Below are 14,308 nucleotides of genomic sequence, written 5' to 3'. Positions count from 1 at the left end.
GTGTTTTTGAATCAATACCCGTTCGTATCATGACCGTTGATTAAACGGACCACGTTCCGCTGCCTCACGGCAGCCGGAGCGATAAGTTGCATCATGGGTAAAGGCTGCGTTGGCCGATTCTCTGCCTCGCAGCACATATGTAAGAATCGGCCATCGTTATCCGCCGCATTCCGATAAAAAATAACGAAAAAATGACATTTGAAGCAGAGGAAAACACCATGAGTTCAAGCGTGGAAAACCCAGCGCCGCAGGCTCCTATCAAGAATAAAAAACACCAACGCAAACGGGTACTTACCCTGTTAACGGTGCTGTGTTTGCTGGTTGGCTGCGTCTGGTTTGTCTACTGGTATCTGGTGCTAAGGCACCATCAGGAGACTGACGATGCTTATGTGGCAGGCAATCAGGTGCAATTGATGTCCCAGGTGAGCGGCAGCGTCACCCGTGTTAACGTGGACAACACCGATTTCGTCAAGCAGGGGGCGGTTCTGGTCGAACTGGACGCGACCGATGCGCAACTGGCTTTCGAACGTGCGCAGACCGCACTCGCCAACAGCGTGCGTCAGACGCACCAGTTGATGATCAACAGCAAACAATATCAGGCCAATATCGATCTGTATCAAACAGAACTCAACAAGGCCACGGGCGACCTTGCGCGTCGTGAAGCGCTGGGTAATGTCAATGCCATTGGCCGTGAAGATGTGCAGCACGCCCGCGATGCCGTCGCCAGCGCCCGCGCCTCACTGGAAGTGGCAAAACAGCAATATCAGGCCAATCGCGCCATGATCCTCGATACGCCGCTGCAACAGCAACCCGGCGTGCAACAAGCCGCGACCAATCTGCGTGATGCCTGGTTGGCACTGCAAAGAACCCGCGTTGTCAGCCCGGTGGATGGCTATATTTCTCGCCGCAGCGTACAGGTTGGCGCTCGGATCACACCCGCGTCTGCGTTGATGGCCGTGGTGCCCGCCCACCATCTGTGGGTGGATGCCAACTTTAAAGAAACGCAGCTCGCCAATATGCGTATCGGCCAGCCCGTGACGGTGGTCAGTGATATCTACGGCGACGACGTAGTGTATCAGGGCAAGGTCGTCGGCCTCGATATGGGTACCGGCAGCGCGTTCTCCCTGTTACCGGCACAAAATGCCACCGGTAACTGGATCAAGGTGGTGCAGCGTTTACCCGTGCGTATTGAGCTGGATGCGCAGCAATTGGCAGAACACCCGTTGCGTATTGGTCTTTCCACGCTGGTGAAAGTCGATACCGCCAATGTGGAGGGGAAAGTACTTTCCGATGCACCGCGCAGCGCACCTGCATACCAAAGCGATGCGTTGACGCTGGATCTGACCCCGGTCAATACCCTGATCGACACCCTCATTCGGGCTAATGCGGAATAACCTCGCAGGAGATAAGCGTGCAGAGAAAACCGCTTGAAGGCTCGGCCCTGGCCTGGATGACCGTCGCGCTATCATTGGCGACCTTTATGCAGGTGCTGGATTCGACCATCGCTAACGTGGCTATCCCCACGATTGCCGGTAACCTGGGAGCCTCAAACTCTCAGGGCACCTGGGTTATCACGTCATTCGGGGTAGCCAATGCGATTTCCATTCCGATTACCGGTTGGCTCGCCAAACGCATTGGTGAGGTGCGCCTGTTCTTGTGGTCAACAGGACTGTTCGCCTTCACGTCATGGCTGTGCGGCGTGTCCACCAGCCTGGAAATGCTGATTTTCGCCCGTGTGCTTCAGGGGATCGTTGCGGGTCCGTTGATTCCGCTGTCGCAAAGTTTGTTACTGAGCAACTATCCGCCAGCCCGACGCAGTATTGCCCTGGCGCTCTGGTCGATGACGGTGGTGGTAGCACCCATTTGCGGCCCGATTCTTGGCGGCTGGATCAGCGATAATTATCACTGGGGCTGGATCTTCTTTATCAACGTGCCGTTAGGCATTTTGGTTGTGGTCATCGCCATGCAAACCCTGAAAGGGCGCGAAACCAAAACTGAAATCCGGCCGATCGATACCATTGGTCTGGCGCTGTTGATTGTCGGGATCGGCAGCCTGCAAATGATGCTGGACCGCGGTAAAGAGCTGGACTGGTTCAGTTCCAACGAGATTATCATTTTGACGGTGGTGGCGGTGGTCGCCATTGCCTTCCTGATTGTCTGGGAACTGACCGATGACCACCCGGTGGTGGATTTGTCGCTGTTTAAATCGCGCAACTTCACCATTGGCTGCTTGTGTATCAGTCTGGCCTATATGTTCTATTTCGGCTCCATCGTGCTGTTACCACAGCTGTTGCAAACGGTTTATGGCTATACCGCAACCTGGGCAGGGTTTGCCTCAGCGCCAGTCGGTTTGATGCCCGTGCTGCTCTCCCCGATCATTGGGCGCTTTGCACCGCGTTTGGATATGCGTAAGCTGGTGACATTCAGCTTCATCATGTATGCCGTGTGCTTCTATTGGCGTGCGTATACCTTTGAACCGGGAATGGATTTCGGCGCGTCGGCCTGGCCGCAGTTTGTGCAAGGGTTCGCCGTGGCCTGCTTCTTTATGCCGCTCACCACCATTACCCTTTCCGGGTTACCCCCAGAGCGACTGGCGGCGGCATCGAGCCTTTCGAACTTTGCGCGTACGCTGGCCGGCTCCATCGGTACCTCGATCACCACCACGTTGTGGACACAGCGTGAATCGCTGCACCACGCGCATCTCACCGAATCCGTGACGCCTTACAACCCCATTGCGCAGGGATCCTATCAACAGTTGATGGAGATGGGGATGAGTGAGAAGCAGGCTTCAGCCTACATCGCCCAACAGATAACTAATCAGGGGTTGATCATTTCGGCCAATGAAATCTTTTGGGCAGCGGCAGCGGTCTTTCTGGTACTGATGATCTTGGTGTGGTTTGCGCGGCCTCCGTTTACTACCGGGGGTGGCGGAGGTGGTGCTCATTAATAGAGTAGGTAAGGTTGCTGACAACCTTACCTAAAACCATTGTCATTCCCGCAAACAATTGTCATTCCCGCGAAGGCGGGAATCTCTGGCCGGTAAAACACGTTTCTTCTGGCAGAGATCCCCGGCTTTCGCCGAGGATGACAAGAAGGGATCCGAGGATGACAAAAGGGAATCCGAAGATGACAAGCAGTAAGTGACTTAATCACCCGTCGGAATCACTATTCAGTGATGCTGTGCTGCCGCCACCATTCCGCCAGCAAAATACCCGTCGCAACGGAGATATTCAGGCTTTCCACTTTACCCGTACCACCAATAGAGAGCGGCAGATCGCCCTGCTGCCAGGTGCTGTCCGTCAGGCCATCACCTTCATGCCCCACCACCAATACCACTTTCTTCGGTAATGCGGTTTGTGCCAGCGGTTGCCCTTTGTGGCTGGATGTCGTCGCGATGGTATAACCCGCTGCACGGAACGCATCCAGTGCCGAAGGGAAATTATCGGTTTGAATGGCATTCACATGCTCTGCGCCGCCTTCTGCCGTGCGTACTGCCGCGCCAGATTCGAGCAACGAAGGATCGTGAATCAGCACACCTTTAACGCCAAAATGCGCGCAGGAACGTACGATACCGCCCAAATTATGCGGGTTACCCACATCTTCCAACGCCAGCACGCAATCTGTTTCCTGCGCCTGCGCCAGATAGTCATTCACATCTGAGCCCTGGCGTTTCTTGATCAGGAAACACACGCCGCCGTGGTGATCGGTGCCAGACGCTTTGGTGAGTTCTTCGTCATCCACCACATGGTAGGCTTTACGGTTTGCCGCCATCCAGCGTAAGGCTTCACGGAAACGCGGCGTCACTTCTTGCAGGAACCAAGCACGCACAATGGCGTCCGGGCGGTTGGTAAACAGCGCCTGACAGGCGTTTTCACCATAAACACGCGTCTCTTCCTGACGCTGACGACGAATCTGCTCGGGATCGAGATGGCTCTTACCTACGATCCCGCCGTGGTCTGGTGTCTCTGCGGCATCCGGTGCCCGCGACACGGTTTTCCACGGTGAATCACTGCCGCGACCATAATCGGCACGGTCATCGCGCCCAGCATTATCATTGTTGCGATGCGGGTTCTCACGCACATAGCGCGGATTCATATCACGCGGATCGCGCGGCTTGGTGCGGCCATCTTTATCGCGGTTGTCACGATTATCACGCGGCTTGCCGCGCCCGTCTTTGTCCCGGTTGTCACGAGACTCATACGGCCCTTTGCTGCGCCCGTCTTTATCCCGATTGTCGCGAGACTCATACGGCCCTTTACTGCGCCCGTCTTTGTCCCGGTTGTCGCGAGACTCATACGGCCCTTTGCTGCGCCCGTCTTTGTCCCGGTTGTCGCGAGACTCATACGGCCCTTTGTTGCGCCCATCTTTGTCCCGGTTGTCGCGAGACTCATACGGCCCTTTGTTGCGTCCGTCTTTGTCCCGGTTGTCGCGCCGCCCGGTTTTTTCGTTATCATTGCGGCGATCGCGCGACCCGTCTCCGGTACGCGAATTTTTCTTTTCGTCCTCGTTACGGACGTACATTACGCGGACCTTTCCGCTCTTACTACCCGCTGAATCGCTCATTATTTTCTCCACCAACGCGCTGGCGCGAAGATTACCTGATGTACACCCGCGACGCTACCGACTTCGGGTATAAAAGCGGAGTTTCCGTGACACCTCGGCGAACGATGACACCGAAACCTGAATCACAACGGTGATGGCTATTGTAATCATTGAGGAAACCACATTGTCTCCCCTGCAAGCCATCACCATAATACGTTTACGCTTTTGCAACATGCGGTGGTTTTTAACCCTGCCCTTTGGTTATGGCACAACGTTGACCACAGCACATCTATTTTAGCCGTTTTATGATTTGAGGTCGCCTATGAACACGGTATGCGAATCCTGCCACACCACGAACCGTTTGCCTGAAGAACGCCTTCACGACAGCCCAACCTGTGGCCGCTGCGGCAGCGAGCTGTTTTCCGGTGAGGTGATCAATGCCACCAGCGCCACGTTCGACAAACTGTTGCAAGATGATTTGCCGGTGGTCGTCGATTTTTGGGCGCCCTGGTGTGGTCCCTGCGTCGCCTTTGCCCCGATCTTCACGGCGGTGGCGCAAGAGCGTGCGGGTAACGTTCGCTTTATCAAGGTGAATACCGAAGCTGAACCGGAATTAAGTGCCCGTTTTCGCATTCGCAGCATTCCGACGCTGATGGTGTTTAAACAGGGTAAGCCGGTAGATATCATGAGCGGTGCGCTGCCGAAAACGCCGTTCGAAAACTGGTTAGATGAAACCATTTGAGCCGTTCAGCCATGTAATAAAAGCCGCACTGGGGCTTTCTGTCCTCCAGTGCGTCGAGTAGAATAGCGCTTTTTAGCGACCTCCTATGCGCGATAATGCTGTTCTTCGTCTGCGCCAGCACCGGCTGGAACGCTCCACCCGCCCCTTCCGAGCGCGAGGTTGCCGTGTGGTACGTTGTCAACACTGCCTGCTGCCGGTGACCAACTGTCTGTGCGATACCATCACCCCGCATTCGGCACGCAGCCGCTTCTGTTTGATTATGTTCGATACCGAGCCGTTAAAACCGAGCAATACCGGCCGCCTGATTGCCGATATTCTGCCTGATACTCAGGCTTTTCTCTGGTCACGCACTGAGCCGGATCCGGCGTTGCTGGCGGCACTGCAAACCTCGGACTATCAGCCCTATCTGGTTTTTCTAGCGGATGAAGCCGAGCCGTCACGTCAGGTATTGCACCGTTTACCGGATAACGCCAAACCGCCGCTGTTCGTGCTGCTGGACGGCACCTGGCCGGAAGCGCGCAAAATGTTCCGCAAAAGCCCTTATCTGGATGCGCTGCCCATTTTGTCGCTTGCCGTTGAATCACTCTCACGCTACCAACTGCGCGAAGCCAGCAGCGCGGGGCAACACTGTACGGCGGAAATTGCTGCCGCACTGTTGCAACAAGCGGGTGATAATGGTGCCAGTCAGGGCCTGCTCAACCACTTCGACAGCTTTCGCCAACGCTATCTGGCCGGTAAGGCCCATCGCCCTGTGCAGATAATTTCATCGACTGTCACAGCATAACGGCATAAAAACCGCTATGATTCAGCTCTCTGTCCTGTCGGGAGCGAGCTATGAGTCAGCGCGGGTTAGAAGCGTTATTAAGGCCAAAATCGATCGCCGTGCTGGGCGCATCGGAGAAACCGGGACGTGCCGGTTTTCTCATGATGCAAAACCTGCTGGGCGGTCACTTCACTGGCCCGATCCTGCCCGTTACGCCCAAATACCGTGCCGTCTGTGGCGTACTAGCTTATCCCGATGTGGCAAGTCTGCCCATCACTCCCGATCTAGCGGTGCTCTGCACCCATGCCAGCCGCAATCTGCTGCTGCTGGAAGCGTTGGGTCAGCGCGGCTGTAAAACCGCGATTATTCTCTCGTCTCCCCCGGCACAGGCGGAGGCACTCAAAGCCTGCGCCAGCCGCTATGCCATGCGCCTGCTGGGACCGAACAGTCTGGGGATACTGGCCCCGTGGCAAGGTTTTAACGCCAGCTTCTCTCCCGTGCCGATAGTCAAAGGAAAGCTGGCGTTTATTTCTCAGTCCGCTGCGGTTTCCAACACCATTCTCGACTGGGCACAGCAGCGGGGCATCGGGTTTTCCTACTTCATCGCGCTGGGTGATAGCCTGGATATCGATGTGGACGATGTCCTCGATTTTCTGGCGCGTGATGGTAAAACCAGCGCCATTTTATTGCATCTGGAGCAGCTCAAGGATGCGCGGCGTTTTCTGTCCGCCGCGCGCAGCGCCGCCAGAAACAAGCCCATCCTGGTTATCAAGAGCGGCAGAACGCAGTTGGCTCAGCAGTTATTGCACGGGCACCAACTCGGGCTGGATGCCGCCTACGATGCGGCCATCCAGCGTGCCGGTCTGCTGCGTGTCCGTGACACCCACGAGCTGTTCTCCGCGGTGGAAACGCTGAGCCACCTGCGCCCGCTGCGCGGTGAGCGTTTGTTGATTGTCAGTAACGGTGCCTCACCCGCCGCACAGGCGCTCGATCAACTGCTTAGCCGACAGGGTAAGCTGGCGACCTTAACGGAACAGACGCAACAGAAGTTGCGTGACGTATTGCCCGAGGAAGTCCACGTCGGAAACCCGCTCGATCTGCGCGACGACGCCACGGCGGCACGCTATCTCAGCACACTTTCGGTATTGCTGGACAGCGATGACTACGACGCCCTGCTGATCATCCACGCACCGAGTGCCGCCGCGCCCGGCACCGAAAGCGCACAGCAGTTGATTGCCTGCTGTCAGGCGCATCCACGCGGCAAACGCATCACCTTGCTCACCAACTGGTGCGGCGAATATTCCTCTCAGGAGGCGCGCCGTCTGTTCAATGAGGCAGGCATTCCCACCTACCGCACGCCCGAAGGTGCGGTCACTGCCTTTATGCATATCGTGGAATACCGGCGTAACCAGAAGCAACTGATGGAAACGCCAGCCCTGCCGCAGGATCTCGGCATCAACGCCGCTCAGGCGCACCAACTGATTCACCAGGCGTTGACGGATGGGGTCACGCAGCTGGATACCCACGAGGTTCAGCCGATTTTACACGCCTACGGGCTGCATACGTTGCCGACCTGGATTGCCAGCGACAGCGCAGAAGCGGTGCATATCGCCGAGCAGATTGGTTACCCGGTCGCCATCAAGCTGCGTTCGCCGGATATCCCGCATAAATCCGACGTGCAAGGGGTGATGCTCTACCTGCGCACCGCCCATGAGGTCCAGCAAGCCGCTGATGCGATTATCGATCGTGTCAAACGCGCCTATCCGCAGGCACGCATTCACGGGCTGTTAGTGCAAGGCATGGCGAATCGAGCTGGCGCACAAGAGCTGCGTATCGCGGTGGAACAGGATCCTATCTTCGGTCCGCTGATTTTATTGGGCGATGGCAGCGTGGAGTGGAACAAGGATTCGCAGGCGGCGGTGGCATTGCCGCCACTCAATATGACGCTGGCGCGCTACCTGATAATGCAAGCGCTGAAAAGCGGCAAAATACGCGGGCGCAGCGCCCTGCATCCGTTGGATATCGCCGGACTCAGCCGGTTGCTGGTGCAGGTATCCAACCTGATCCTTGACTGCCCGGAAGTGCATCGCCTGGATATTCATCCGCTACTGGCCTCGGGCAGTGAATTCACCCTGCTGGATGTTACGCTCCATCTCGCGCCTTTCTCGGGCGATCCACAATCCCGGTTGGCCATCCGTCCTTACCCCCAGGAGTTGGAAGAGCAGGTGCTGCTTAATAATCAGGAACATTGCCTGTTTCGCCCAATCTTGCCGGAGGACGAGCCGCTGCTGGAGCGCTTTATCAGCAACGTCACCAAAGAAGATCTCTACTACCGTTATTTCAGTGAAATCAACGAATTCAACCATGAAGATTTGGCGTACATGACGCAGATCGACTACGATCGGGAAATGGCCTTTGTGGCGGTACGCCCGACAACCGCCGGTGATGAAATCATTGGCGTGACGCGCGCTATTTCCGATCCCGATAACGTTGCCGCTGAATTTGCGGTGCTGGTGCGTTCAGACTGTAAAGGGATGGGGCTTGGCAAGCGCCTGCTCAGCAAGCTGATTGATTACACCCGTCGCCACGGATTAAAGCAATTGAACGGCATCACCATGCCGCATAACCAGGGCATGATAGCGTTAGCGAAGAAACTCGGTTTCACGGTAGACGTGCAGTTGGATGAAGGGATTGTCACGCTGGTGCTACCGTTGAACGCACAAGATGTTGCGTGACAGAGCGTTTATTTTGGCGGTCAATCTGGTAATGAACGGTAAAACTTACTCACTACGCCCGAAAAGTAGTGGTATCATCGCCCGATTCGGCATTCCCCTGACATCATTTATGACGGCCTTGCGCCGACTAATAAGAGAAGAAACGCACTGTGATGTTGTCTACATTTAAACGCAATAAATACCAACAACACCTTGCACAACTGCCCAAACTCCCTCAAGCAGCGGACGGCATTCAGACGTTACACACTCCTGAACAGTTTCGCGCCGCGCTGATTAACCTGATCCAACAGGCCAAGACGCGTGTCTATCTGGTCGCACTTTATCTGGAGCAGGATGACGGCGGGCAGGGCATACTCTCTGCGCTTTACAACGCCAAGCGCAACAACCCCGATCTCGACGTGCGCGTGTTGGTGGATTGGCACCGAGCACAGCGCGGGCGCATTGGTGACAAATCAGCAAGTACCAATGCGGATTGGTATTGCGACATGGCAGAAAAACACGCTGACGTGAAGTTTCCCATCTATGGTATTCCCGTCAATACGCGCGAAGCGCTCGGCGTCTTGCACCTGAAAGGGTTCATTGCGGATGACTGCGTGCTGTACAGCGGTGCCAGCCTGAACGATGTCTATCTGCACCAACATGATAAGTATCGCTACGATCGCTATCAGCTTATCCGCAATGCGGCACTGGCCGATACCATGTCAGGCTATATCACCACGCTGCTAAAAGATCCGGCAGTACAACGTCTGGACAGCCGTTCGCGGCCAAAAAATCTGGAAATCAAAGCGGATATTCGTCAATTTCGCCAAACGCTGCGCACCCTGGCCTACAACACGCCCGGCAGTGAGGGGGTTAATGGGGAATTGACGGTCACGCCGTTGGTCGGGTTGGGTAAACAAAGCCCGCTGAATAACACCATCCATCACCTGATGTTTTGCACCGAGCACCGACTGGTGATGTGCACCCCCTATTTCAACCTGCCTGCGCTGCTGATCAAAAACGTGGTGCGCCTGCTCAAAGAAGGCAAGCAGGTGGAGATCATCATTGGTGACAAGACGGCTAACGACTTCTTTATTCCAGAAGATCAGCCGTTCAAGATCATCGGTGCACTGCCCTACCTGTATGAGATCAATCTGCGTCGTTTTGTCAGCCGCTTGCAGCGTTACATCGACAATCAACAGTTAACCGTGCGGTTATGGAAGGACGGGGATAACAGCTTCCACCTCAAAGGGCTGTGGTCAGACGATACCTGGCAGTTGCTGACAGGCAATAACCTGAATCCTCGTGCGTGGCGTTTGGATCTGGAAAACGCCATCCTGATCCACGATCCCGAGAAAGCACTGCTGGAACAGCGGTTGCAAGAATTAGATCAGATCCGCGCTTACACCACGCCGCTCAACAGCTATACCGATTTGCAAGGTATCGCACAATATCCGGTGAAAGTGCGTAAATTGATACGCCGCCTGCGCCGTATCAGGATCGACAGGCTGATCAGCCGCATTCTCTGATTCCACACCGTAAAGCCCCGTTCGCGGGGTTTTTTATTATCTGCGCAGACGTAATCCCTACTTACCACGCCTTTCTCAGCGTCAAACTGTCACAAAACTGCCTTTTCCGTTTTCCTAATGAAACTCCGTTCCATTTATCTTGAAATAATCAACACTACGGCGCTCGTTTTGTGATCTGCATCTAGGTAAATAAAATACCCTTCCGTTATTATTGTTCTATATAAAAAACCACTGTTTCACATATAAAACCATTATGAATATCTTCCAACAACTTGAGCATAGCAAAGCACCAGCGGCAGTCCGTCTCGTGATGATTGTTGACTATATTGCCAATCGTGACGAAGCCAGCTTTACCGAGATCTGTACCGATCTGTCTATACCGAAAAGTAGCGTACATCATCTGCTTGAAGTGTTGACGGTATCACAACTATTACGTCAACGTGCTGATGGACGTTATGTTTTAGGCTTGCGTTTATTTGAACTCGGCGGTCTGGCAATAAAGAATATCGATCTGCGTAAAGATGCCATTGGTTTTATGCATACATTGGTCAAAGAGACAGAGTTAACCTGCCACCTTGGTATTCTGGAGGGGGATAACGGCTTTTTCCTGAGTAAAGTCGAATCGCCCAAGGCCATTGTAAAAACTTCCTGGGAAGGTAAGAAGATTGTATTTAACCGCATGTCTCTGGGAAAAGTATTGCTGGCCTGGCTGCCGCAGGAAAGGATAGAAACCTTGATTGCTGATTGTACCTTTAAGCGTTTTACGCCGCGTACCATTACCAATAAAGATGATTTTCTGGAACATCTGGAACTCGTCAAAAAACAAGGCTGGGCGATAGACGACGGTGAGGATATTGAGGAAATCTGCTGTATGGCAGCACCAATTTTTAATCAGGATGGCAAGGTTATCGCCGCCATTGGCGTCAACGGCATGCAGTCACAGTATGCTAATGGTAAGAAAGAGAAACATCTGGCAAGCCTGATCAAAACCAGTAAAGCGATCTCCGATCATATTAACAGCCATCGCGCTGAATAACGCCAATAAGTAAACTCGTATAATGTATTGTTGATTAAGAGGTTAATAATTAGAGAATCAATAAAACGGCTTTTATTTTTTACCTGTAAATTACATTTTATCGCCTACTGCTGAAAGGTTGAATATTCACCGGTAAATGGGAATGAATGTCATCAATCATGGGTAGCGATACGCAATAGTTAAAATATCTGTAATGTCGTTAAAAACATTACGGAAAGGCAGCTTATAATTAAAAAAACGTCTAGAGACCAAAAAGAATAAGGCAATAGTAAACATTTAATTATCAATCTTTAATGGGGATAACCATCTTCAACATAACGTGAATGTGGGTAATAACACCCAGGGCCTTATGCGCCCCTGATTTTTAAATTTTATACCTATCACCTATCTGCTTTTATTAAAAGCGGCGGGACACATTTTTATTTTTTATAGATGAGGCTTTTCATGAAAATCAAACAAGCTATTGATAAAATCCCTGGGGGATTAATGCTGGTTCCGCTCTTTTTGGGCGCACTTTGTAATACCTTTACGCCGGGCGCAGGGAAATTTCTCGGCTCCTTCAGTAATGGACTGATTACCGGCACCATTCCTATTCTGGCGGTATGGTTTTTCTGCATGGGTGCATCCATTGAGCTCAAAGCAACGGGTACCATGCTGAAAAAATCCGGCGTTTTGGTTGTCACCAAAATTGCTACCGCGTGGATAGTAGCGATGATTGCGGGCACCTTCTTGCCGGGCGATGGCATCCAAAACGGTATGCTTGCTGGTATCTCAGTTCTCGCACTGGTCGCAGCAATGGACATGACCAACGGGGGTCTGTATGCCGCACTAATGAACCAATATGGTTCTAAAGAAGAAGCCGGTGCCTTCGTATTGATGTCGTTGGAGTCCGGTCCGCTGATGACCATGGTTATCCTCGGCGCCAGCGGTATCGCGACCTTTGAACCGCAACTGTTTGTCGGTGCTGTGCTGCCGTTCCTGATTGGTTTTGCACTGGGTAACCTGGATCCGGACCTGAGAAAACTGTTTGGTAACTCGGTCCAAACACTGATTCCTTTCTTCGCCTTCGCCTTGGGTAACACCATCAACCTGGCCGTTATCCTCAAAACCGGCTTTGCAGGTATCTTCCTGGGCGTTCTGGTCATCGTAGTGACGGGCATCCCATTGATTCTCGCCGACAAATTTATCGGTGGCGGTAACGGTACGGCAGGTGTCGCGGCGTCCAGTAGCGCCGGTGCCGCCGTCGCAACGCCTCTGCTGATCGCCAACATGGCGCCGGAATTCGCCCCGGTAGCTCAACAAGCCACGGCGCTGGTTGCCACCAGTGTTATAGTGACTTCAGTACTCGTGCCCATCATTACGGCCTTGTGGGCAAAACGATTTTCACCTAAAAACGCATAAAAGGTAACAATATGGACGTACGACAAAGTGTACACAGCGAACATGCCAAAACGCTCGATACCACCGAGCTGAGAAAGAAATTTCTCATTGAGCAGATTTTTACGCCAAACCAATACACCATGGTGTACAGCCACATTGACCGTATTGTCGTTGGCGGGATTATGCCTATTGATGGCGAGATCAGCTTTGATGACGATATCGGTAAGCAATTTGGCGTGAACTATTTCCTCGAGCGCCGCGAGTTGGGCCTGATCAACATCGGTGGTCCGGCAAACATCGTGATTGATGGCAAAAGCTACGCGGTGGGTAACGAAGAAGCGCTCTACGTGGGCAAAGGGGCCAAAGCCCTGGCGTTCAGCAGCGTAGATAAAGCTAAACCGGCAAAACTGTATTACAACAGTGCGCCAGCGCATGCTACGTTCCCGACGCGGGTTATCACACAAGATGATGCCGTCAAAGCGCCGCTGGGCGATGTCGCAACCTGTAATAAGCGTACCATTTGCAAATATCTGGTGCCGGAAGTAGTTGAAACCTGCCAGTTGAGCATGGGATTAACGCGTTTGGCAGAAGGTAGCAACTGGAACTCAATGCCGACCCATACCCATGAACGCAGAATGGAAGTTTACTTCTATTTTGATATGGCAGATGACACCATTATTTTCCATATGATGGGCGAGCCGCATGAAACACGTCACCTGGTGATGCATAACGAGCAGGCGGTGATCTCTCCGAGCTGGTCGATTCACACCGGCGTTGGCACCAAAAATTACGCCTTTATCTGGGGCATGATCGGCGAAAACCTGACGTTTGACGATATGGATCATATTGCGATGAAAGATCTGCGCTAGTCCGCGCTGCACGACTCGCAACCGTTCCATTAACGCCCACGGTATCAATACCGTGGGCGTTTTTGTATCTGCTATATGGCAATCTTTTTCGCGGGTGTTTACCGCACTGTCGAAGCGGCATGGTTTTAATGTTTTGAATTATTTGACGTTATATCGCGTAAAAAATAACGCTGAGGGGAACGAGACCACAGGGTGAGCGGCAGGACGCCGCGAAAGTCAGCGCCGCGTCTGGAACGCGTCGCTGGCGGCCCGTCAGTGGGCTCGGGCCCCGAAGGCACCGCGTAAGCGGCGTTATTTCCCGCGAAAAGCCAGGGGCCTCGGGGCGAGGGCGACTGAGCGCCCCGAGTCGGGCGCGTGCGATGCACGGCGCAGATAACCGCGTGGGTTAACGCGCACGAAACATTCACTGCAACAACAAAAAGGCTTGGCCTGGATTTGTGGGGACTCCTCAGCGCGTAGGCGGGGATCTTTTACAGGCTGAACGAGTTCTTTCTGTATGAGATCCCCGGCCTTCGCCGAGGATGACGAAGTGAGGGGCCGAGGATAACGAGGTATGAAACTGGATATGGCAACACGTGTTTCACACATAGCAAAAAGGGCTGTCCTTTCGGACAGCCCCTTCGCTACTCTTTAGCATCAGACGTCGTCTGATAGCTGATATAAAAACCTGGCAGTTCCCTACTCTCACATGGGGAAGCCCCACACTACCATCGGCGCTACGGCGTTTCACTTC

The 14,308-nt window shown here is 53.6% G+C and carries 10 protein-coding genes; 9 read left to right on the top strand and 1 reads right to left on the bottom strand.

Going from position 1 to position 14,308, the window contains the following annotated elements; genetic code table 11:
• The first annotated feature begins 218 nt into the window (after window positions 1-218).
• Together emrA and emrB are read left to right on the top strand one after the other, a co-directional pair.
• Window positions 219-1,394, top strand: coding sequence for a multidrug efflux MFS transporter periplasmic adaptor subunit EmrA (gene emrA / locus J5069_RS21395; protein WP_264645744.1), 1,176 nt, complete (start codon window positions 219-221; stop codon window positions 1,392-1,394).
• Window positions 1,395-1,411: 17 nt separating this feature from the next.
• A complete protein-coding gene (gene emrB / locus J5069_RS21390) occupies window positions 1,412-2,947 on the top strand; it encodes a multidrug efflux MFS transporter permease subunit EmrB (protein WP_264645743.1) in 1,536 nt (511 codons plus the stop codon).
• A 218-nt stretch (window positions 2,948-3,165) separates the two neighbouring features.
• On the opposite strand, the gene J5069_RS21385 is transcribed toward emrB, so the two are convergent.
• Window positions 3,166-4,563 (bottom strand): tRNA/rRNA methyltransferase, encoded by a 1,398-nt coding sequence (locus tag J5069_RS21385; protein WP_264645742.1) that lies wholly within the window; start codon window positions 4,561-4,563, stop codon window positions 3,166-3,168.
• Window positions 4,564-4,864: 301 nt separating this feature from the next.
• Between J5069_RS21385 and trxC the strand changes: the two genes are divergently transcribed.
• The 7 genes from trxC (at window position 4,865) to kduI (ending at window position 13,575) form a co-directional block, all read left to right on the top strand.
• Window positions 4,865-5,284, top strand: a complete 420-nt coding sequence (trxC, locus tag J5069_RS21380) for a thioredoxin TrxC (protein ID WP_264645741.1) — start codon at window positions 4,865-4,867, stop codon at window positions 5,282-5,284.
• 85 nt (window positions 5,285-5,369) lie between these two features.
• Window positions 5,370-6,068 carry a tRNA-uridine aminocarboxypropyltransferase gene (locus J5069_RS21375; RefSeq protein WP_264645740.1) on the top strand — a complete coding sequence of 233 codons (699 nt, stop codon included), beginning with the start codon at window positions 5,370-5,372 and terminating at the stop codon, window positions 6,066-6,068.
• A 50-nt stretch (window positions 6,069-6,118) separates the two neighbouring features.
• Window positions 6,119-8,782, top strand: a complete 2,664-nt coding sequence (locus J5069_RS21370) for a bifunctional acetate--CoA ligase family protein/GNAT family N-acetyltransferase (protein WP_264645739.1) — start codon at window positions 6,119-6,121, stop codon at window positions 8,780-8,782.
• A gap of 152 nt (window positions 8,783-8,934) precedes the next feature.
• Window positions 8,935-10,290: a CDP-diacylglycerol--serine O-phosphatidyltransferase gene (gene pssA, locus J5069_RS21365; RefSeq protein WP_264645738.1), complete on the top strand. Its 1,356-nt coding sequence runs from the start codon at window positions 8,935-8,937 to the stop codon at window positions 10,288-10,290.
• 253 nt (window positions 10,291-10,543) lie between these two features.
• A complete protein-coding gene (locus tag J5069_RS21360; protein ID WP_264645737.1) occupies window positions 10,544-11,326 on the top strand; it encodes an IclR family transcriptional regulator in 783 nt (260 codons plus the stop codon).
• Window positions 11,327-11,770: 444 nt separating this feature from the next.
• Complete coding sequence (gene kdgT / locus J5069_RS21355) at window positions 11,771-12,727, top strand: 2-keto-3-deoxygluconate transporter (protein WP_264645736.1); 957 nt, start codon at window positions 11,771-11,773, stop codon at window positions 12,725-12,727.
• An 11-nt stretch (window positions 12,728-12,738) separates the two neighbouring features.
• Window positions 12,739-13,575, top strand: a complete 837-nt coding sequence (gene kduI / locus J5069_RS21350) for a 5-dehydro-4-deoxy-D-glucuronate isomerase (protein WP_264645735.1) — start codon at window positions 12,739-12,741, stop codon at window positions 13,573-13,575.
• Window positions 13,576-14,308: the final 733 nt, after the last annotated feature.

Origin of the sequence: Candidatus Symbiopectobacterium sp. NZEC127 (genome assembly GCF_025962675.1) — a bacterium.
Classification (GTDB): Bacteria; Pseudomonadota; Gammaproteobacteria; order Enterobacterales; family Enterobacteriaceae; genus Symbiopectobacterium.
Note: the sequence above shows the minus strand (reverse complement) of the source record. Positions and strands in the feature narration are given on the sequence as shown.

What these genes read in the sequence shown, in the direction of transcription:
- J5069_RS21370 (WP_264645739.1), top strand. Translation starts at nt 6,119, where the DNA reads ATGAGTCAGCGCGGGTTAGAAGCGTTATTAAGGCCAAAATCGATCGCC.
- J5069_RS21360 (WP_264645737.1), top strand. Translation starts at nt 10,544, where the DNA reads ATGAATATCTTCCAACAACTTGAGCATAGCAAAGCACCAGCGGCAGTC.
- kduI (WP_264645735.1), top strand. Translation starts at nt 12,739, where the DNA reads ATGGACGTACGACAAAGTGTACACAGCGAACATGCCAAAACGCTCGAT.
- emrA (WP_264645744.1), top strand. Translation starts at nt 219, where the DNA reads ATGAGTTCAAGCGTGGAAAACCCAGCGCCGCAGGCTCCTATCAAGAAT.
- trxC (WP_264645741.1), top strand. Translation starts at nt 4,865, where the DNA reads ATGAACACGGTATGCGAATCCTGCCACACCACGAACCGTTTGCCTGAA.
- J5069_RS21375 (WP_264645740.1), top strand. Translation starts at nt 5,370, where the DNA reads ATGCGCGATAATGCTGTTCTTCGTCTGCGCCAGCACCGGCTGGAACGC.
- kdgT (WP_264645736.1), top strand. Translation starts at nt 11,771, where the DNA reads ATGAAAATCAAACAAGCTATTGATAAAATCCCTGGGGGATTAATGCTG.
- J5069_RS21385 (WP_264645742.1), bottom strand. Translation starts at nt 4,563, where the DNA reads ATGAGCGATTCAGCGGGTAGTAAGAGCGGAAAGGTCCGCGTAATGTAC.
- pssA (WP_264645738.1), top strand. Translation starts at nt 8,935, where the DNA reads ATGTTGTCTACATTTAAACGCAATAAATACCAACAACACCTTGCACAA.